We start from the raw sequence: 19,858 nt of genomic DNA, 5'->3' as shown, positions 1-19,858 counted from the left end.
GGGTACGGAAAGGGCCCGCACCCGCACCGAAGTGCGGATACGGGCCCTTTCACGGCCTTACGGAAGATCAGCCGTTGCGCTTCCAGCGCGGCTTCTCGTCGCGGCGGAAGCCACCACCGGACGGGCGGTGGTCGTCACGGCGGAAGCCGCCGCCCGAGGGGCGGTGGTCGTCGCGGCGGAAGCCGCTGGACGGGCGGTCGTCACGACGGTCGCGGTTGAACGGACGGTCGCTGCCACGGTGGCCGCCGGAGGGGCGGTCGTCGCGGCGGAAGCCGCCACCGGACGGACGGTCGTTGTCACGGCGCTCGTTGTCGCGACGGAAGCCGCCGGACGGACGGTCGTTGTCGCGGCGGAAGCCGCCACGGTCGCCACCGCGGTCGTTGTCACGGTCGCGGTTGAACGAGGGACGGTCGTTGTCGCGACGGAAGCCGCCACGGTCGTTGTCACGGTCGCGGTTGAACGACGGACGGTCGTTGTCACGGCGGAAGCCACCGGACGGACGGTCGTTGTCGCGACGGAAGCCACCGCGGTCGTTGTCACGGTCGCGGTTGAACGACGGACGGTCGTTGTCACGGCGGAAGCCACCGGACGGACGGTCGTTGTCGCGACGGAAGCCACCGCGGTCGTTGTCACGGTCGCGGTTGAACGACGGACGGTCGTTGTCACGGCGGAAGCCGCCCGACGGACGGTCGTTGTCGCGACGGAAGCCACCGCGGTCGCCGCCACGGTCGTTGTCCCGACGGAAGCCACCACGGTCGTTGTCACGGCGCTCGTAGCCACCGCGGTCGTCGCGGCGGTCGAAGTCGCGGCGCTCCTCGCGAACCGGCTCGGCCGCCACCGCGGCGACGGCCTCCGCGACCTCGGCCTCGGCGGCCTCGGTCACCTCGGCGACCGCGGCCTCCGGGTCCTCACCGCGCTCACGGGCGGCGCGGGCCACCAGGCGGTCGGCCTCCTCGCGGAGCTCGACGGCGCGGCGCTGCAGGCGCTCCAGCTGCTTGGTCAGGTCGGCGACCTCGCGCTCGGCCTGCTTGGCCGAGTTGTTCGCGGAGTCGGCCTGGACCTCGGTGAGCGAGCGGGCGCCGGTGATCTCGGCGACCTCGGGGTCGAACGCGCCGGCCCCGCCGACGATGTGGCGCGAGGCGTCGACGCCCGCGTCCTCCATCAGACGGAAGATCTGACGGCGCTGGTGCGGCAGGGCCAGGGAGACCACGACGCCGGAGCGGCCGGCACGGGCGGTACGGCCCGAGCGGTGCAGGTAGTCCTTGTGGTCGCCGGCCGGGTCCACGTTGAGGACCAGGTCGATGCCGTCCACGTGGATGCCTCGGGCGGCGACGTCGGTCGCGACGAGCGCGTTGACGTAGCCGTCCTTGAAGTCGGCGAGGGTGCGGGTACGCGCGCCCTGGGTCATGCCGCCGTGCAGCGCGTCGGCCTTCACACCGGCGTCACGCAGCTGCTCGGCGATGCGGTCGGCGCCCAGCTGGGTGCGGACGAAGATGATGGTGCGGCCCTTACGGGCGGCGATGGCCGCGGTGACCGGGGCCTTGTCCTTCGGCTTCACGACCAGGACGTGGTGGGTCATCGTCGTGACGGCGCCGGCGGACGGGTCGACCTCGTGCGTGACCGGGTTCACCAGGTAGCGCTTGACCAGGCTGTCGATCTCGTTCTCCAGGGTGGCGGAGAAGAGCAGGCGCTGGCCGCCGGCCGGAACCTGGTCGAGCAGCTCGGTGACCTCGGGCAGGAAGCCCAGGTCGGCCATCTGGTCGGCCTCGTCGAGGACCGCGATCTTGACCTGCTCCAGGGAGCAGGCGCCGCGGTTGATGATGTCGCGCAGACGGCCCGGGGTGGCGACGAGGATGTCGACGCCGCGCTCGAGCGCGTAGATCTGGTTGCCCATCGACGTACCGCCGCAGACGACCTTCATCTTGAGGCCGAGCACGTCGCCGTACGGCTGGAGGGCGTCCGCGACCTGCATCGCGAGCTCACGGGTCGGGGTGAGGATGACGCCGCGGGGCTTCTTCTTCTCGGTGCGGCCCTCCGCCAGGGTGGCGAGCAGCGGCAGACCGAAGGAGAGGGTCTTGCCGGAGCCGGTACGGCCGCGGCCGAGGATGTCCTTGCCGGCCAGGGCGTCCGGGATGGTCGCGGCCTGGATCGGGAAGGGGGTGGTGACGCCGTTCTGCGCCAGCTTGCGCACGACGCCCTCGGGGAGGCCCAGGTCACCGAAGGTGATCTCGGGGGTCTCGTCGGCGTCGGCCTCGACGGCCTCGACGGTGTCGTCGGCGTCGTCGGCGTCGGTGGTGTCGATGCTGTCGGTGGTGTCCTCGGCCTCGACGGTCTCGACGGCGTCGGTGGCCACTACGGCCTCGGCGACGGTCTCGTCGTTCTCGTTCTCGGGCAGGACGGCGTGATCAGAACTGAAAATGGACATGCGAAATGCGAAACCTTCCGGAGTCTCGGCACGCGCCCGTCAACTCCGTGTTTCGCACTACGGACCGCCTCAATGCGGTCAGCCACGGCAAGGGAGAGTACGCGCCAGTCACGGCGCTCTTCGGTCGTGGCGCCGGGCAAATGGGATCAAACGATCTACCACCATACGCACTCCCCCCCACCCAAGGCAAACCGATCACCGTCACACCGGCCTGGCCTGCGGTGATGCCTCCGGCTCGGAGGGCCCACCCGGCCCCTCCGCCGCCCTCATGGCACCCATGTGGGTATCCGCCCCGGGGGTGGTCGAGGGGGTCTCGCTGACCGTCGGTTCGGACGTCGGGTCCGGCGGGGGCGTGGTCGGGTCCTGGGTCGGCGTCGGCTGCGACGGATCGACCGGTGGCGTGGTCTCGCCACCCGGCGCACCCGAGTCGCCCCCGGGGCCCGCGCCGGGGCCGCCGGCCCCGCCCGGTGTCTGCGGCGGCTTCGGCAGCCCGCCCGCGCCCGCCGCGCCCGCGCCGCCGGCCGGCTTGGCGGAGGCCGTCGGAGAGCCGCTCGGGACCGGCGACTCCTTGCCCGAGCCGTCCGCGTCCGGACCGCTCCGGACCGTACGGTCGTACCCGTCCCCCTCGCCCCCTCCGGAGAGGCCGCCGTCCTCCCCGGCACCGGCCGCAGCGCCCCGCTTCCCCGCGGAGTTGCTGGGCGCCGGCTTCGCGCCGTCGTCGCTGACACTCATACAGCCGCTCAGACCCGCGCAGGCGGCGACCGCCAACGCGGTCGCGGCCCAACGCACCGGGGTGGGCAAATGGCGCACGGAGGCACCTCCAGGACATGACGGGCGGGAACGGGGCGCCGATCGAGCCGATCGAACGCGTCGCCCTGCCCAACTCCCTTGGCGCCGCGAGGGACACGCCCCAGCCACCGCCGGACCGATCCCGGCCACCGCCCGCCCGCCCCGCCCCGGACCCGGCCGGCTCAGCCGTAACCCAGCGCGTGCAGCCGCTCGTCGTCGATGCCGAAGTGGTGGGCGATCTCGTGCACCACGGTGATCTCGGTCTCCGCGACCACGTCCTCGCGGGACTCGCACATCCGCAGGGTCGGTCCGCGGTAGATGGTGATCCGGTCCGGGAGCACCCCGGCGTACCACTCGCCGCGGTCGGTCAGCGGAGTCCCCTCGTAGAGACCGAGGAGTTCGGGATCGTCGGACGCCGGCTCGTCCTCCACGAACACGGCGACGTTGTCCATCAGCCGGGTCAGCTCCGGCGGGATCCGGTCCAGGGCTTCGGCGACGAGCTCCTCGAACTCCTCGCGCGTCATCTCCAGCACGCGCCCATTCTCCCTCCCTCAGGGGCCCCTTCACCTGCCCGGAGAAACCGTTTTGGCGATCCGGCCGAGATCCCATATGCTTCTCACGTCCCCGACGCGCTGGAAAGCGCCCAGGTGGGCCCTTAGCCCTCATCGTCTAGTGGCCCAGGACGCCGCCCTTTCAAGGCGGTAGCACGGGTTCGAATCCCGTTGGGGGCACGCACAATCCTGTGCGAGACTAGTTCTCGCACAACATATGGCTCTGTGGAGCAGTTGGTTAGCTCGCCACCCTGTCAAGGTGGAGGTCGCGGGTTCAAGTCCCGTCAGAGTCGCTGAGGCTGGAAACAGTCTCGTGGCTGGGTAGCTCAGTTGGTACGAGCGATCGCCTGAAAAGCGATAGGTCGCCGGTTCGACCCCGGCCCCAGCCACAAAAGAGAAGGCCCCGTTCGAAAGAACGGGGCCTTCTTCGTGTGCCGTCCCGCGTCTGCCGTTCGAGTGACCGGCGCGCGACCGGCGTACGGGGAGGAGGGCGGCGCCCTCCTCCCCGTACCCTCACGCCTCCCCGCGCCGCCGTCCCCGCAGGGCCCGCACGGCGAAGCCGCCCGCCACCACGGCCGGCACCGCGAGGAGCAGCGCCCAGTCCGGGACCAGGCGGCCGAGGGCGCCCACCCGCTCCTCCACGGCGAACGAGTCGTCCACGGACAGCAGCCCCGGCAGCGCGGTCGTCCCGTCGAAGACCAGGAAGAGCGTGCCGAGGGCGATGAAGAACAGGCCCGAGAGCAGCGAGGTCGAATGCAGCTCGAACCGGCCGAGCCGGATCGGCCGGCCCCGCAGCCAGCGCCGCCGCCCCAGGTCGTACCGGTTCCAGAGCAGGGCCAGCACGAAGAGCGGGACGGCCATGCCGAGCGCGTACACGGCGAGGAGCAGGCCGCCGTAGACCGGGCTGCCGCTGAGCGCGGCCACGGTCAGGACGCTGCCCAGGATGGGGCCCGCGCAGAAGCCGGCGAGGCCGTAGACCAGGCCCAGGGCGTACACCGAGAACGCGGTCGTGGGGCGGATCCGGCCGCTGACCTCGCTCATCCGGCGGGACGCGAAGCCCAGACCGAGGATCTGCAGCACCCCGAGGCCGACGATCAGCCAGCCGCCGACGGCCACCAGCAGGTCCCGGTGCCCGTAGAAGAGCCGCCCGGCGAAGGAGCCGGCCGCACCCAGCGGGACGAGGGTGGTGGCCAGGCCCGCGTAGAAGACACCGGTCCGGGCGACCAGGCGGGCCCGGCCGTCGACCGAGTACGCGAAGAAGGCCGGGAGCAGCAGGGCGCTGCACGGGCTGAGCAGGGCCAGCAGCCCGCCGAGGAAGGCCGCGAAGTATCCGATACCGGAGGTCACCGGCCGGACTCCGGACCCGTCTTCGCACCCGACTCCGGCCCGGACTGCGGCCCGGACTGCGGCCCGGGCTTCTTGGCCGCGGCCGCCTTCGCCGCCGCGTCGATCGCCTCGGTGAAGGCCTCCATCGGCTGGGCGCCCGCGATCGGGCGCCCGTTGACGAGGAAGGAGGGGGTGGAGGTGGCCCCCAGCGAGTAGCCCTGCTCCTGGTCCTTGCCCACCGCCGCCCGGGCCGCGGCCCCGTCCGTGTCGCGGGTGAAGCGGGCCAGGTCCGAGACGCCCGCCTCCTCCGCGAGGGCGGTCAGGCGCTCCTTGCCGAAGCCCTTCTCCTTGGCCCCCTGCGCGTACGCCGCCTTGTGGAACTCCCAGAACCGGCCCTGCTGCCCGGCCGCCCAGGAGGCCCTGGCCGCCGCCTCCGACTCCTCGCCGAAGATCGGGAAGTTCCGCCACTCGATGCGCAGGGTGCCGGCGTCGACGTACCGCTTCACCAGCTCGGGCTCGGTGTCCCGGGCGAACTTCCCGCAGTAGCCGCACTTGAAGTCGGCGTACTCGATCAGGACGACCGGCGCGTCGGCCCGGCCGAGGGCCAGCTTGTCGGAGGCGTCCCGGCGGGCGTAGGCCTCCAGCTCCGGGTAGACGCCGGCGGACGGGTCGGCGGAGACCTCGGCGGCGGCGCCGGGCGAGGAGGAGGGGCCGGACGGCCTGGTGGTCGCGTACGAGGCGACGCCGAGCAGCGTGGCGGCGAGCACGACACCGCCGATGATCATGACGGGCTTGGACGTGGGCATGCGGAAGCGCTCCTGAGGACGGAGGAAGAGGACGGACGGCGAGGAGGGGCGCCGGCCGTCTAGACCCTCAGGATCGACAGCTCCACCGGGGAGGGGGGCACCAGCGCGGGCGGCTCCCGGCCCCGGGTCGTCTCCGCCGGGCCCTCGTCCACGGCCCAGTCCGCGCAGCCCGCCCGTGCCCCCACGAGCGCCGGCAGCAGTTCCCCGAAGCCGTGCGACCGCGGCGGTACGACGGGGCCCGCGGCCCCCTCGTCGGCCGGATGGCCCTGCCCGCAGCCGGGCGCCGCGGCGCCCGCGACGACCGGTCCGGGCGCGGGCGGGGGCGTGGCGGCCCCGCAGACCACGAGTCCCAGCACCAGGCCGGCCAGCGCGGCGAACGCCGCGAGCGCGCGAGCGGTGCGGGACATGCGGAAACCTTTCGGGACGGTGCTGGCGGGTGTGCCCGAAATATTACGCAGCCCACCGGTCCGGGCCTCGTAAATCGGTTCGCCGCTTCTCCGCCGCAGGTGCGATCCTGGATCCCGTATGTCTACTTCCTTCGCCGCCCTCCAGTCCGTCCTGGCCGAGGTCTCGCTGCGGGACTCCCACCGGCTCGGCCGACGTCTCGAAGGCGCCCGCCGCATCCGTAAGCCCGAGGCCCGTGAGGCCGTCCTGGACGAGATCGCCGCCGAGGCCGGCAAGGCCAAGGAGCGGGTCGACGCGCGCGCCGCCCGCGTGCCCGCGGTCACGTACCCGGAACAGCTGCCCGTCTCCCAGAAGAAGGACGCGATCCTGGAGGCGATACGCGACCACCAGGTCGTGATCGTCGCCGGTGAGACCGGCTCCGGGAAGACGACGCAGATCCCGAAGATCTGCCTGGAGCTGGGCCGCGGCGTCCGCGGCATGATCGGGCACACCCAGCCCCGCCGGATCGCCGCCCGCACGGTCGCCGAGCGCGTCGCGGAGGAGCTCCGCACCCCGCTGGGCGAGGCGGTCGGCTGGAAGGTGCGCTTCACCGACCAGGTGAACCCCGAGGGCACCTTCGTGAAGCTGATGACGGACGGCATCCTGCTCGCCGAGATCCAGACGGACCGCGAGCTGCGCGCCTACGACACGATCATCATCGACGAGGCCCACGAGCGGTCCCTCAACATCGACTTCCTGCTCGGCTACCTGGCCCAGCTGCTGCCGAAGCGCCCCGACCTGAAGGTCGTGATCACCTCCGCGACCATCGACCCGGAGCGCTTCTCCCGCCACTTCGGCGACGCCCCGATCGTCGAGGTCAGCGGCCGCACGTACCCGGTCGAGGTGCGCTACCGCCCGCTCCTCGAAGAGGACAGCGAGGAGTCCGACCGGGACCAGATCACCGCGATCTGCGACGCCGTGGACGAGCTCCAGGCCGAGGGCCCCGGCGACGTCCTGGTCTTCCTCTCCGGCGAGCGCGAGATCCGCGACACCGCGGACGCCCTGATCAAGAAGCAGCTGCGCTCCACCGAGGTGCTGCCGCTGTACGCGCGGCTGAGCCATGCCGAGCAGCACCGGGTCTTCCAGGCGCACTCCGGCCGCCGGATCGTCCTCGCGACGAACGTGGCCGAGACCTCGCTCACCGTCCCCGGCATCAAGTACGTGATCGACCCGGGCACCGCCCGCATCTCCCGCTACTCCCACCGCACCAAGGTGCAGCGGCTGCCGATCGAGCCGGTCAGCCAGGCCAGCGCCAACCAGCGCAAGGGCCGCTGCGGCCGTACCAGCGACGGCATCTGCATCCGGCTGTACTCCGAGGACGACTTCCTCACCCGGCCGGAGTTCACCGACGCGGAGATCCTGCGCACCAACCTGGCCTCCGTCATCCTCCAGATGACCGCGGCCGGCCTCGGCGACATCGAGAAGTTCCCCTTCATCGACCCGCCGGACCACCGCAACATCCGGGACGGCGTGCAGCTGCTCCAGGAGCTCGGCGCGCTGAACCCGGCCGAGAAGGACCCGAAGAAGCGGCTCACCGAGCAGGGTCGCAAGCTGTCCCAGCTGCCCGTCGACCCGCGGCTCGCCCGGATGGTCCTGGAGGCCGACCGGAACGGCTGCGTCCGCGAGGTCATGGTCATCGCGGCCGCGCTCTCCATCCAGGACCCGCGCGAGCGGCCCTCCGAGAAGCAGGCGCAGGCCGACCAGCAGCACGCCCGCTTCAAGGACGAGACGAGCGACTTCCTCGCCTTCCTCAACCTCTGGCGCTACATCCGCGAGCAGCAGAAGGAGCGCGGCTCCAGCTCCTTCCGCCGGATGTGCAAGCAGGAGTACCTCAACTTCCTGCGGATCCGCGAGTGGCAGGACATCTACGCCCAGCTGCGGACCGTCGCGAAGCAGATGGGGATACACCCCAACGAGGAGGACGCCCCGGAGCAGTCCGTCCACGTGTCCCTGCTCTCCGGTCTCCTCAGCCACATCGGCCTGAAGGACGTGAAGGAGTCCAAGGACGGCGGCGGCAGGGACGGCAAGCGGGAGGGCACCCGGAACGAGTACCTCGGCGCCCGCAGCGCCAAGTTCGCGATCTTCCCCGGCTCCGCGCTCTTCAAGAAGCCCCCGCGGCTCGTCATGTCCGCCGAGCTGGTGGAGACCTCCCGCCTGTGGGCGCGGGTCAACGCGCGGATCGAGCCCGAGTGGATCGAGCCGCTGGCCCAGCACCTGGTGAAGAAGACGTACAGCGAGCCGCACTGGGAGAAGGACCAGGCCGCGGTCATGGCCTTCGAGAAGGTGACGCTGTACGGCGTGCCGATCGTCGCCGACCGCAAGGTGAACTACGGCCGGATCGACCCCGAGGCCTCCCGCGAGCTGTTCATCCGCAACGCGCTGGTCGAGGGCGACTGGCGCACCCACCACAAGTTCTTCGCCGACAACCGCAAACTCCTCACCGAGGTCGAGGAGTTGGAGCACCGGGCCCGGCGCCGGGACATCCTCGTCGACGACGAGACGCTGTACGACTTCTACGACAAGCGGGTGCCCGAGCACGTCGTCTCGGGGGCGCACTTCGACTCGTGGTGGAAGCACAAGCGCCACGAGGAGCCGGAGTTCCTCGACTTCGTGCGCGAGATGCTCATCAACGAGAAGGCGGGAGCGGTCACCAAGGACGACTACCCGGACTCGTGGCGGCAGGGCGCGCTGAAGTTCCGGGTGACGTACCAGTTCGAGCCGGGCGCGGACGCGGACGGCGTGACCGTGCACGTCCCGCTCCAGGTGCTCAACCAGGTCACCGACGAGGGCTTCGAGTGGCAGATCCCGGGCCTGCGCGAGGAGGTCGTCACGGAGCTGATCCGGTCCCTCCCCAAGCCGATCCGCCGCCACTACGTCCCGGCGCCGAACTTCGCGACCCGCTTCCTGGACGCGGTCGTGCCCGTCCAGGAGCCGCTGACGACCGCGCTCGCCCGCGAGCTCCAGCGGATGGTCGGCGTCCCGGTGACCGCCGAGGACTTCGACTGGGCGAAGCTGCCCGAGCACCTCACGATCACCTTCCGGATCGTCGACGAGCGGCGCCGCAAGCTGGCCGAGGACAAGGACCTGGAGGCGCTCAAGCTGCGGATGCGCCCCAAGGCCCGTCAGGCGCTCTCCAAGGCCGCCGCGGCGGCGACGGGCGGCCCGGACGGCTCCGGGCCCTCTCTGGAGCGCTCAGGGCTCAAGGAGTGGACGATCGGCACGCTCACCCGGGTCTTCGAGACCCGTCGGGCCGGCCAGCCGGTCAAGGCGTACCCGGCCCTCGTCGACGAGGGCGACAGCGTGGCCGTACGGCTCTTCGACACGGAGGCCGAGCAGCAGCTGGCGATGTGGCGGGGCACCCGGAAGCTGATCATGCTGAACATTCCGGTGAACCCGGCGAAGTTCGCCTCGGACCGGCTGACCAACCAGCAGAAGCTGGCCCTGTCGGCGAACCCGCACGGCTCGATCCAGGCGCTGTTCGACGACTGCGCGACCGCGGCGGCCGACCGGCTGATCGCGGACCACGGCGGCCCGGCCTGGGACGAGGAGTCCTTCCGGAAGCTGTACGACAAGGTCCGCGCGGACCTCGTCGAGCTGACCGTGCGGACCGTGGGGCAGGTGCAGCAGGTCCTGGCGGCCTGGCAGGCCTGTGAGCGGCGCCTGAAGGCCACCGGCAGCCCCGCGCTGCTCCCCAACCTCAAGGACGTGCGCGACCAGCTGTCCTGGCTGATGCCGGCCGGTTTCGTGACCCGTACGGGCCTGAAGCGGCTGCCGGACCTGATGCGCTACCTGGTGGCGGCGGACCGGCGGCTGCAGCAGATGCCGACGGGCGTGCAGCGGGACACCACCCGCATGGAGAAGGTCCACGAGATGCTGGACGAGTACGCGTGGCTGCTCGAACAGCTCCCCAAGGGCCGGCCGGTGCCGACGCAGGTCACGGACATCCGCTGGATGATCGAGGAGCTGCGGGTGAGCTACTTCGCGCACGCCCTGGGCACGGCCCACCCGGTCTCCGACAAGCGGATCGTGAAGGCGATCGACGCGGCGGTGCCGTAGCCCGTTCGGCGGGCCCGCCCGGCGAGTTCGACCAGACCGCTGACCTGCTGTACAGTCATCTTCGCAGCCACGGTTCAGCGGCTGCGAAGGTCCTGTGGAGCAGTTGGTTAGCTCGCCACCCTGTCAAGGTGGAGGTCGCGGGTTCAAGTCCCGTCAGGATCGCCAGCGAAGAAGGCCCGCACCGTTCGGTGCGGGCCTTCTTGCGTTCCCGCCCGCGAGGGACCAAGGTCCCGGCAAGGGGTGACCAACGGCGCGTTGGCGAGCCTCCGGGGGGTGGAAGGCTGTTCCATGACAAGAGTCTGACGATGTGACGGGTGTCACTCAATCCGTTTTCGGAAGTGCTTCACTTACACCCTTCCTACATGGCTTCGATTTAATATGTGCAATTGCACCGCAGGGACGGGGTCGGCGCCGGACATAAAAAGATCGCGCTGGACCCGGCGGAGTCCAGCGCGATCGACGACGGAGAACCTGTTGGGGCAGGTCGTTCGTCAGCAGAGCTTGGGGTGGGCGGACCAGGTTGGGGGACCCGGCGTGTGCCCGGTGGTGCAGGTATTACGGGGTGTTGCGTAAGTCGCGAGCGCCTCAGGCCTCGCTACGCTGCTGCGGAATACCCGCCAGCAGAGCGCGAACCTCGGCCTCGCGGTACCGGCGGTGCCCACCCAGGGTGCGGATGGACGTGAGCTTGCCCGCCTTCGCCCAACGGGTCACCGTCTTCGGGTCCACGCGGAACATCGTGGCAACCTCGGCAGGGGTCAGCAGCGGCTCGGCATCAGGGGTGCGAGCGGTCATGAGCGGCCTCCTCGGGAGAACCGAACCTTCTCGGTTCTTTCCTCTAAATTCTGCACCTTGACCCGCGTTGCCCGAAATGGCAGTAGCGGGCCGAGTCGGTTATAGGACGAACGGCTTGTCCTCGGCACTACAACTACACCATCCGTCCAGCCACGTCGGCCAAACCGATGGAATTGCCCTCGCAGGTGTTCATCAGCGGCGGAAGTCGATGGACCATGCCATAACGGACAGTCACGCCCCTGTGACGATCAGTCACAGAGCGATCAGGAGTCCTCAGACCCCCCATAGAGTGCAATGCTGAGCTTTCCGCCCTTACTTGGACGGAAGGAACCCTCCCCGGACTCCTTGTCCTATTTTGGCACGAGGGTGGGTGATGGGCGCAAGGGTGCGGTAAGTGCTGTCCGTCACGCTTGAGCCAAAGGCCCGGATCGGGACCTACGTCCTGCCACACCCGCCCCAACGTCCCCACGAGAACACACCAAAGACCCGAACAGACGTCCAGCGAGAAGATCATTTAAGCCAGATGGACCCGATCTGTCGAGTGATAACCGCGAGGACGGTCGGTTCCAGGGGGGAAGACCGGCCCCGTCAGTTGGCGAACTGGAGGTCGCGGACCGCCCGCCACCGCTCCGCCAGCCGCCCGTACGCCGCCTGCGCGGCCTCCTCGTCGCCGTCCCGCAGCGCCGCGATCCCCACCGCCATGTCGGCCGCCGACCGGTCCGCCTCCAGCGCCTCCGCCGCGAGCGCGTGCACCAGGCCGCCGTAGTCCAGCTCCACCAGCGCCCGCGGATGGAACTCCTCCAGCCAGCGCCCCACCTCGACCAGACCCTCCGTCATCGGGCCCTCGTCGATCGCCTCCCGCAGCGCCTTCAGGGCCCGCGCGAGCCGCCGCCGCGCCTGCACCATCGGCGTCCGGTAGCGCAGCACCGGCGGCCGGGCCACGGCCTCGCCGGCGCCCTCGCTCCCTCCGCCGCCTGTGCCGCCCGTGCCCGCCCCGCCCGGGGCCCCCGGCTCGTACTCCCGCTCCTCGTCCGAGAAGAGCGCGAACCACCGGAGCGGCACCTGCCACACCGCGCCGCGGATCCACGGCCGCGCGTCCGGATTCCGCTCCCGCCACCGCTCGTGCTCCGCCGCCACCCGCGCCCGCGCCTCCGGCGCCAGCATCGCGTCCAGGACCGGCGCCGGCAGCGTCCCGCCCACCAGCTCCTCCAGCGCCAGCCAGCCGCGCAGCCGGGTGCGCCACGGACAGACCAGGACCGTCCCGTCCACCGTCACCACGAACGCGTCCCCGCTCTCGCGGGCCGGCACCGGAGCCGGCGGCACCCGCACCAAGTCCGCCAGCGAGCTCCGCAGTTCCTGCTGCGCCCCCGGCAGGTCCGTACGGCAGGCGTAGCGGGCCCAGTGGCTCCGCTCCGGCTCCGGGAACGCGGCCAGCGGCTCGTACACCCGCAAGTAGGAGGCGTACGGAACGGGCACCGAAGAGGGGCACGACGGGTCCGGCATGTCGCAAATCCTTCCACGCGGGTACTCCGGGAGGGGGTGATCCTCAGCACTGCGTCCCTGCTACGGCCAGGTAGGACTTACCCTCGTGCCGACCTGGTCCCACCCCCACCCGCAGGGGGGACCTTCCGCCGCATCAACTTGGGAGTCACCACCGTGACCGATGTGACCGGCGTTCCTGATGTACTGCACACCCTGTTCCACTCGGAGCAGGGCGGCCACGAACAAGTCGTGCTGTGCCAGGACCGCGCCACCGGCCTCAAGGCCGTCATCGCCCTCCACAACACCGCCCTGGGCCCCGCCCTCGGCGGCACCCGCTTCTACCCGTACGCCACCGAGGCGGAGGCCGTCGCCGACGCGCTGAACCTCTCCCGCGGCATGTCGTACAAGAACGCCATGGCCGGCCTCGACCACGGCGGCGGCAAGGCAGTGATCATCGGTGACCCCGAGACGATCAAGACCGAGGAGCTCCTGCTCGCCTACGGGCGCTTCGTGGCCTCCCTCGGCGGCCGCTACGTGACGGCCTGCGACGTCGGCACCTACGTCGCCGACATGGACGTCGTGGCCCGCACCAACCAGTGGACCACCGGCCGCTCCCCCGAGAACGGCGGCGCCGGCGACTCCTCCGTCCTCACCGCCTTCGGCGTCTTCCAGGGCATGCGCGCCTCCGCGCAGTTCCTCTGGGGCGACCCCACCCTCCGCGGCCGCAAGGTCGGCGTGGCGGGCGTCGGCAAGGTCGGCCACTACCTGGTCGAGCACCTGATCTCCGACGGTGCCGAGGTCGTGATCACCGACGTCCGCGAGGAGTCGGTGCGCCGGATCACCGAGAAGTTCCCGCAGGTCTCCGTGGTCGCCGACACCGACGCGCTGATCCGCACCGAGGGCCTGGACGTCTACGCCCCCTGCGCCCTCGGCGGGGCGCTGAACGACGCCACCGTGCCGGTCCTCACCGCCAAGATCGTCTGCGGTGCCGCCAACAACCAGCTCGCGCACCCCGGCGTCGAGAAGGACCTCTCGGAGCGCGGCATCCTCTACGCGCCCGACTACGTGATCAACGCCGGTGGCGTGATCCAGGTGGCCGACGAGCTGCACGGCTTCGACTTCGACCGCTGCAAGGCCAAGGCGACGAAGATCTTCGACACCACCCTCGAAATCTTCGCTCGCGCAAAGTCTGATGGGATTCCGCCGGCCGCCGCGGCCGACCGGATCGCCGAGCAGAGGATGGCCGAGGCCCGCCGCGACTGACCCTCGCCGGGGGCGGCCCGCCGACGGAGAGCCCCTCCCGGGCCGATTCGGGAGACTTCGCTCACGCCGATCGGCGGGTCGCCCCTCAAGAAGGGGTTAAAATCGCGATTGACCAGCGAGGACGGGGCTCCTCGAAGGTTCTGTACCGAGGTATGTGATGCGCGCGGCGTACCGTAGACCGACGGAAACAGGTACCGTTGAAGCCCTACGGACCGGTCTCTCATTCGAGAGTCCGTTCCGGATCATGAACGCGTGTCAAGACTCTGGGGCCGTCGAGCCCCGTCACCGAGGGGGTCGAGCCATGGGGCGCGGCCGGGCAAAGGCCAAGCAGACGAAGGTCGCCCGCCAGCTGAAGTACAGCAGCGGCGGGACTGACCTGTCGCGTCTGGCCAATGAGCTGGGCGCATCGACCTCGAATCAGCCGCCGAATGGCGAGCCGTTCGAGGACGACGACGACGAGGAAGACGACCCGTACGCGCAGTACGCGGATCTCTACAACACGGACGAGGACGAGGACGACGAGTCCGGTCCGGCGTCCACTCAGCGTCGCGCTTGACCTTCTGAACATCGCAGCCCGGTCCGGGGTACCCGGACCGGGTTTCTGCGCTGTCCGGAAACGGCCGCTCCAGGAGCGGCGGCGCCGAGGACGGTAGCGGTCCGGGGACGCCCGCGACACCGCCGGCGCACCGGCCCGGGACACGGCTCCCCACCCCGTACGTACGCGGAAGGGCACCCCTTGAGGTCAAGGGGTGCCCTTCCGCGTACGTGCCGGGGCCGGCTACTTCGCGTAGTCGCCGACCAGCTCCGCGCCACTCGCCTTGTCGCCGCGCTCGGTGATCTCACCGGCCACCCAGGACTCGACGCCCCGGTCGGCCAGCGTGGTGAGCGCCGCGTCCACCGAGTCGGCGGGGACCACGGCCATCATGCCGACGCCCATGTTGAGGGTCTTCTCCAGCTCCAGGCGCTCGACCTGTCCGGCCTTGCCGACCAGGTCGAAGACCGCGCCCGGGGCCCACGTCGAACGGTCCACGGTGGCGTGCAGGCCGTCCGGGATCACCCGCGCCAGGTTGGCGGCCAGGCCGCCGCCCGTGATGTGGCTGAAGGCGTGGACGTCGGTGGTCCGGGTCAGCGCCAGGCAGTCCAGCGAGTAGATCTTGGTGGGCTCCAGGAGCTCCTCGCCCAGGGTCCGGCCGAACTCCTCGACCTGCTGGTCCAGGGTCATGCCGGCGCGGTCGAAGACCACGTGGCGGACGAGCGAGTACCCGTTGGAGTGAAGACCGGAGGACGCCATGGCGATGACCGCGTCACCCGTACGGATGCGATCCGCGCCGAGCAGCCGGTCGTACTCCACGACACCCGTGCCGGCGCCCGCGACGTCGAAGTCGTCCGGGCCCAGGAGGCCCGGGTGCTCCGCCGTCTCGCCGCCGACCAGGGCGCAGCCGGCCAGGACGCAGCCCTCGGCGATGCCCTTGACGATGGCGGCGACCCGCTCGGGGTGCACCTTGCCGACGCAGATGTAGTCGGTCATGAAGAGCGGCTCGGCGCCGCAGACGACGATGTCGTCCATGACCATGGCGACCAGGTCGTGGCCGATCGTGTCGTACACGCCCATCTGGCGGGCGATGTCGACCTTCGTGCCGACGCCGTCGGTCGCCGAGGCGAGCAGCGGGCGCTCGTACCGCTTGAGGGCGGAGGCGTCGAAGAGGCCGGCGAAGCCGCCGAGGCCGCCGAGGACCTCGGGGCGCTGGGTCTTCTTCACCCACTCCTTCATGAGTTCGACGGCGCGGTCGCCCGCTTCGATGTCGACGCCCGCGCTCGCGTAGCTGGCACCGGTGGCCTGAGACATGGCTTCAGAACTTTCGTGTCGTACTGCGGGGGCGCAGCGGGGTGTTACGGGCGGCGGAGGGCGTCCGCGGCCGCGGTGGCTGCGGGGCCCGCGGCCAGCTCGGTCTCCAGGAGCTGCTTGCCGAGCAGCTCGGGGTCCGGAAGCTCCATCGGGTACTCGCCGTCGAAGCAGGCGCGGCACAGGTTGGGCTTCTGGATGGTGGTCGCCTCGATCATCCCGTCGAGCGAGATGTACGAGAGCGAGTCCGCGCCGAGCGACTTGCCGATCTCGTCGACCGTCATGCCGTTGGCGATCAGCTCCGCGCGGGTGGCGAAGTCGATACCGAAGAAGCAGGGCCACTTCACCGGCGGCGAGGAGATCCGGATGTGGACCTCGGCGGCACCGGCCTCGCGGAGCATCCTGACCAGGGCGCGCTGGGTGTTGCCGCGGACGATCGAGTCGTCCACGACCACCAGCTTCTTCCCCTTGATGACTTCCTTGAGGGGGTTCAGCTTCAGCCGGATGCCCAGCTGGCGGATGGTCTGCGAGGGCTGGATGAAGGTCCGGCCGACGTAGGCGTTCTTGACCAGGCCGGCACCGAACGGGATGCCCGAGGCCTCCGCGTAGCCGATGGCGGCCGGCGTGCCGGACTCCGGCGTCGCTATGACCAGGTCGGCTTCGACGGGCGCTTCCTTGGCCAGCTTGCGGCCCATCTCCACGCGGGAGAGGTACACGTTGCGGCCGGCGATGTCCGTGTCGGGACGGGCCAGGTAGACGTACTCGAAGACACAGCCCTTGGGCTTCGCTTCTGCGAAGCGCGAGGTGCGGATGCCGTTCTCGTCGATGGCCACCAGCTCGCCCGGCTCGACCTCGCGGACGAAGGTCGCACCGCAGATGTCGAGGGCGGCGGACTCCGACGCGACGACCCAGCCGCGCTCCAGCCGGCCGAGGACCAGCGGGCGGATGCCCTGCGGGTCACGGGCCGCGTAGAGCGTGTGCTCGTCCATGAAGACGAGGGAGAAGGCGCCCCGGACCTCGGGGAGGACCTTCGCGGCCGCCTGCTCGATGGTGAGCGGCTTGCCGTCCTCGTCCGCCTGGCCCGCGAGCAGCGCGGTCACCAGGTCGGTGTCGTTCGTCGCGGCGACCTGAGTGGACCGGCCCTCCCGCTTGGGGAGTTCCGCGACCATCTCGGCCAGCTGGGCCGTGTTCACCAGGTTGCCGTTGTGGCCGAGCGCGATCGAGCCGTGGGCGGTCGCCCGGAACGTCGGCTGCGCGTTCTCCCACACGGAGGCCCCGGTGGTCGAGTAGCGGGCGTGACCGACCGCGATATGACCTTGGAGGGAACCGAGAGAGGTCTCGTCGAAGACCTGGGACACGAGGCCCATGTCCTTGAAGACGAGGATCTGGGAGCCGTTGCTTACCGCGATTCCCGCGGATTCCTGACCCCGATGCTGGAGGGCGTAGAGCCCGAAGTACGTGAGCTTTGCGACCTCTTCACCCGGAGCCCAGACACCGAAGACGCCACAAGCGTCCTGGGGGCCTTTCTCGCCGGGGAGCAGATCGTGATTGAGTCGACCGTCACCACGTGGCACGGCTCCGAGTGTAGGCGAGATCGACCACCGGTCCGAATTGGCGACCGGGTCGTGGTAGGGCCCCCGAGCTGCTCGTACGATCCCACGAACTGATCCATCGATCCTTGTCGGAGCCCACAAAGCAAGGGGCACAAGGGCTCCCGGCCGGTGACCGGGAAAGGGACCCTCCGAAGCGGACGCTCGTACGGCACGGGCCGAACGGTCGGGATGTGACGGAGGACGCAGCCGGCGGGCCCTCCCGGCACGGCCGGAGGCCCTCCCGGCTCAGCCCGCGGTCGCGGTGAAGCCCTGCCCGTCCGCGTCGGTGACCGTCAGGGTGCGGTGGTCGAGCCGGTACCCGAGGGGGCCGTCGAGGGCCTCGTACAGCTTCGTCTCCAGGTCCATCTGCGGCCCCGTGCAGATCATCCGGGTGGTCGCGATCGCGCCGAGCGTGATCGTCCCGCCGCTGATCCGCGCGGGCGCGGTGACCCGGTTGCAGCCGAGGCTGCCGGTGAGCCGCCCGTCCTTGCCGAAGGTCAGCTTCGCCTTGCCCTCGGAGCCGGCCGGGAGGGACGCGGCGGTCTTCCCGGAGAGCAGCCCGTCCACCGTCCAGGTGGTGCCGACGAGCGGGGCGTCGGGCTCGGCGGACAGCTCCACGACCCGGCGCCCGTCCGGCGAGGTCAGCGTGAGCGCCTTCCCCCTCCACTCGCCCTTGAGCCGGCCGTCGAACGCCTTCAGCAGGGCCGTCTCGAAACGGTGCAGGTCGGCGGGGCAGCCGATCTCGGTGACCTCGCTCGGGGAGACGGTGAGGCTCGTGCCGTCCACGGCGACGGCGGCGCCGAAGGTGTTGCAGCCGCTGTTCCCCCGGGCCCGCCCGTCCTCCGTGAACGCCACCCGCGCCCCGGGTGGGGCCGCCGACCGGGCGCCGTCGACCGTGACCGCCCCGATCGTCCAGTCGGTGCCCTCGACGGGCAGACCGGGGGTGACGGTGCCGGCTCCGGAACCTGTCCCCTGCTGCGCACCGCAGGCGACGAGGAAGAGCAGCGGGACCAGGGCGGCGAACACGCGCGGCTTCTTCATGCCGATGGGACGGGCCGGCTCCTCTTACGGTTCCGGGGGCCCGCTCACGCTCCCGGGGGGGCGACCGCCCACGGTTCCCGGGACGGCCGCCGGCGCCTCAGCCCATCAGCGGAAGCAGCCCCGCCAGATCCGCCCGCTCCCCGCTCGCGCTCACCCGCGCCGCGTCCAGCTCCACCGCCCAGTCGGCGCGCCCGGTCGCGAGCCGGATCCAGGTCAGCGGGTCCGTCTCGACGACGTTCGGCGGGGTGCCCCGGGTGTGCCGCGGCCCCTCGACGCACTGCACCACCGCGTACGGCGGGACGCGCACCTCCACCGCACCGCCCGGCGCCCTCGCCGCGAGGGTGTCGGCGAGCAGGCGGGTGCAGGCGGCGAGCGCCTGCCGGTCGTACGGAATGCCGACACCGGTCGCAGCGCTGAGGTCGTCGGTGTGGACGACGAGTTCGACGGTCCGGGTGACGAGGAAATCGGCGAGCGTCATCGCCCCGAAGCTCACCGGGAGCAGCCGGGTGTCCGGGGCCGCCGCCACCGCCGTCTCGTACGCCTCCCGGGTCCGCTCGTAGAGACCGGCGAGGTCGGCGGTGCCGATGCCCCGGGTGTGCTCGTCGATCCGCCCGGCGGCCGACGCGGTCACGGACGGCCAGTCCAGGAGCGGGAGTTCCTGCTTCGCCGGCTCGGGCGCGGCGAGCAGCGCGGGCACCGAGTCGACCATCCACGCGATGTGCCCGGCCAGCTCCCGCACCGTCCACGCCCCCAGCCGGGTCGGCCCGTCGAGCGCCGCCGGGGGCAGCGCGAGCACCGCGTCCCGTACGTGCCCGAACTGGGCGAGGACGGCGGCTCGGGTCTTGGCGGAGTCGTAGCTGCGGGCGCGCTTCTTGGCGGGTGGCATGGGCCGAGGCTAGCCCCGAGACTTGAGGAGGGGGGACATCCCCTCACCGAAAGGCATGCCGGGACCATGACCCATCACGAGCACCCCGACGCCGCCCTGGTGCGGCAGGGCTACGAAGCGTTCATGCACGGTGACATGGAGGCGCTCTCCGCCCTGATGACCAGCGACTGCACCCACCACGCGCCGGGCACCACCCGGTTCGGCGGGCACTTCAAGGGCCGCGACAACGTCCTCGCCATGTACGGGTCGCTGGCCGAGTACACCGGCGGCACCCTGCGCATCGAGCTCGGCACCATCACCGTCGACGGGCGCGGCCACGCCATCGCGAGCCACAAGTGGTTCGCCGAGCACGGCGACCGGGGCATCGAGATGCCCGGCGCCCTCTTCTTCACGATCATCGGAGGAAAGGTCTCGGACATCGACGAGTGCGTCGAGGACATCGCGGAACTCGACGCCTTCTACTCCCTGGGCGGCTGAGCGCACGACGAAGCCCCCGCCCTGGTCGGACGGGGGCTCCTCTCCGTACGGGTACGGGACCGGTACGGGACGGATCAGGCCAGAC

General features: G+C 71.1%; 16 protein-coding genes and 4 tRNA genes. 8 read left to right on the top strand and 12 right to left on the bottom strand.

What is annotated here, in order from left to right:
- Positions 1 to 67: 67 nt before the first annotated feature.
- The 3 genes from OG309_RS19355 to OG309_RS19345 all read right to left on the bottom strand — a co-directional run bounded on the left by OG309_RS19355 (position 68) and on the right by OG309_RS19345 (position 3,747).
- Positions 68 to 2,425 carry a DEAD/DEAH box helicase gene (locus tag OG309_RS19355; RefSeq protein WP_329422514.1) on the bottom strand — a complete coding sequence of 786 codons (2,358 nt, stop codon included), beginning with the start codon at positions 2,423 to 2,425 and terminating at the stop codon, positions 68 to 70.
- A 201-nt stretch (positions 2,426 to 2,626) separates the two neighbouring features.
- A complete protein-coding gene (locus OG309_RS19350; protein ID WP_329422513.1) occupies positions 2,627 to 3,157 on the bottom strand; it encodes a hypothetical protein in 531 nt (176 codons plus the stop codon).
- 239 nt (positions 3,158 to 3,396) lie between these two features.
- Positions 3,397 to 3,747: a metallopeptidase family protein gene (locus OG309_RS19345; protein WP_329422512.1), complete on the bottom strand. Its 351-nt coding sequence runs from the start codon at positions 3,745 to 3,747 to the stop codon at positions 3,397 to 3,399.
- 125 nt (positions 3,748 to 3,872) lie between these two features.
- Here OG309_RS19345 and OG309_RS19340 point away from each other — a divergent pair.
- The 3 genes from OG309_RS19340 to OG309_RS19330 all read left to right on the top strand — a co-directional run bounded on the left by OG309_RS19340 (position 3,873) and on the right by OG309_RS19330 (position 4,154).
- A tRNA-Glu gene (locus tag OG309_RS19340) sits at positions 3,873 to 3,945 on the top strand.
- A gap of 39 nt (positions 3,946 to 3,984) precedes the next feature.
- Positions 3,985 to 4,058, top strand: a tRNA-Asp gene (locus tag OG309_RS19335).
- 22 nt (positions 4,059 to 4,080) lie between these two features.
- Positions 4,081 to 4,154 (top strand) — tRNA-Phe (locus OG309_RS19330).
- Between the two features lie 124 nt (positions 4,155 to 4,278).
- On the opposite strand, the gene OG309_RS19325 is transcribed toward OG309_RS19330, so the two are convergent.
- From OG309_RS19325 to OG309_RS19315, 3 genes are read right to left on the bottom strand one after another with little or no spacing between them, the layout of a single operon-like run.
- On the bottom strand, positions 4,279 to 5,112 hold the full coding sequence (locus OG309_RS19325; protein WP_329422511.1) for a cytochrome c biogenesis CcdA family protein: 834 nt from the start codon (positions 5,110 to 5,112) through the stop codon (positions 4,279 to 4,281).
- The gene (locus OG309_RS19320) at positions 5,109 to 5,897 is read right to left on the bottom strand and encodes a DsbA family protein (RefSeq protein ID WP_329422510.1); all 789 of its coding nucleotides are present in this window, start codon (positions 5,895 to 5,897) and stop codon (positions 5,109 to 5,111) included. The genes OG309_RS19325 and OG309_RS19320 overlap by 4 nt, the downstream gene beginning before the upstream one ends.
- 59 nt (positions 5,898 to 5,956) lie before the next feature.
- Positions 5,957 to 6,304: a hypothetical protein gene (locus OG309_RS19315; RefSeq protein WP_329422509.1), complete on the bottom strand. Its 348-nt coding sequence runs from the start codon at positions 6,302 to 6,304 to the stop codon at positions 5,957 to 5,959.
- A gap of 118 nt (positions 6,305 to 6,422) precedes the next feature.
- Between OG309_RS19315 and hrpA the strand changes: the two genes are divergently transcribed.
- Both hrpA and OG309_RS19305 read left to right on the top strand, forming a co-directional pair.
- Positions 6,423 to 10,397: an ATP-dependent RNA helicase HrpA gene (gene hrpA, locus OG309_RS19310; protein ID WP_329422507.1), complete on the top strand. Its 3,975-nt coding sequence runs from the start codon at positions 6,423 to 6,425 to the stop codon at positions 10,395 to 10,397.
- Positions 10,398 to 10,485: 88 nt separating this feature from the next.
- A tRNA-Asp gene (locus OG309_RS19305) sits at positions 10,486 to 10,562 on the top strand.
- A 420-nt stretch (positions 10,563 to 10,982) separates the two neighbouring features.
- On the opposite strand, the gene bldC is transcribed toward OG309_RS19305, so the two are convergent.
- Positions 10,983 to 11,189, bottom strand: a complete 207-nt coding sequence (bldC, locus tag OG309_RS19300; protein ID WP_003949541.1) for a developmental transcriptional regulator BldC — start codon at positions 11,187 to 11,189, stop codon at positions 10,983 to 10,985.
- A gap of 588 nt (positions 11,190 to 11,777) precedes the next feature.
- Positions 11,778 to 12,692, bottom strand: coding sequence for a hypothetical protein (locus OG309_RS19295; RefSeq protein WP_329422506.1), 915 nt, complete (start codon positions 12,690 to 12,692; stop codon positions 11,778 to 11,780).
- A 153-nt stretch (positions 12,693 to 12,845) separates the two neighbouring features.
- Here OG309_RS19295 and OG309_RS19290 point away from each other — a divergent pair, with 153 nt between their 5' ends.
- The gene (locus OG309_RS19290; protein ID WP_329422505.1) at positions 12,846 to 13,934 is read left to right on the top strand and encodes a Leu/Phe/Val dehydrogenase; all 1,089 of its coding nucleotides are present in this window, start codon (positions 12,846 to 12,848) and stop codon (positions 13,932 to 13,934) included.
- Between the two features lie 301 nt (positions 13,935 to 14,235).
- A complete protein-coding gene (locus OG309_RS19285; protein ID WP_329422503.1) occupies positions 14,236 to 14,490 on the top strand; it encodes a DUF3073 domain-containing protein in 255 nt (84 codons plus the stop codon).
- 222 nt (positions 14,491 to 14,712) lie between these two features.
- On the opposite strand, the gene purM is transcribed toward OG309_RS19285, so the two are convergent.
- The 4 genes from purM to OG309_RS19265 form a co-directional block, all read right to left on the bottom strand.
- Positions 14,713 to 15,780 carry a phosphoribosylformylglycinamidine cyclo-ligase gene (gene purM, locus OG309_RS19280; protein ID WP_329422501.1) on the bottom strand — a complete coding sequence of 356 codons (1,068 nt, stop codon included), beginning with the start codon at positions 15,778 to 15,780 and terminating at the stop codon, positions 14,713 to 14,715.
- Between the two features lie 44 nt (positions 15,781 to 15,824).
- Positions 15,825 to 17,351 carry an amidophosphoribosyltransferase gene (gene purF / locus OG309_RS19275; protein ID WP_329422499.1) on the bottom strand — a complete coding sequence of 509 codons (1,527 nt, stop codon included), beginning with the start codon at positions 17,349 to 17,351 and terminating at the stop codon, positions 15,825 to 15,827.
- Positions 17,352 to 17,615: 264 nt separating this feature from the next.
- A complete protein-coding gene (locus tag OG309_RS19270; protein ID WP_329422497.1) occupies positions 17,616 to 18,410 on the bottom strand; it encodes an META domain-containing protein in 795 nt (264 codons plus the stop codon).
- A gap of 97 nt (positions 18,411 to 18,507) precedes the next feature.
- The gene (locus OG309_RS19265; protein WP_329422496.1) at positions 18,508 to 19,296 is read right to left on the bottom strand and encodes a maleylpyruvate isomerase family mycothiol-dependent enzyme; all 789 of its coding nucleotides are present in this window, start codon (positions 19,294 to 19,296) and stop codon (positions 18,508 to 18,510) included.
- Between the two features lie 66 nt (positions 19,297 to 19,362).
- Here OG309_RS19265 and OG309_RS19260 point away from each other — a divergent pair, with 66 nt between their 5' ends.
- Entirely contained in the window at positions 19,363 to 19,773 is a 411-nt protein-coding gene (locus OG309_RS19260; protein WP_329422494.1) for a nuclear transport factor 2 family protein, read from the top strand.
- The last annotated feature ends 85 nt before the right edge of the window (positions 19,774 to 19,858 follow it).

The sequence above is a fragment of the Streptomyces sp. NBC_01268 genome, from assembly GCF_036240795.1.
Classification (GTDB): domain Bacteria; phylum Actinomycetota; class Actinomycetes; order Streptomycetales; family Streptomycetaceae; genus Streptomyces.
Note: the sequence above shows the minus strand (reverse complement) of the source record. Positions and strands in the feature narration are given on the sequence as shown.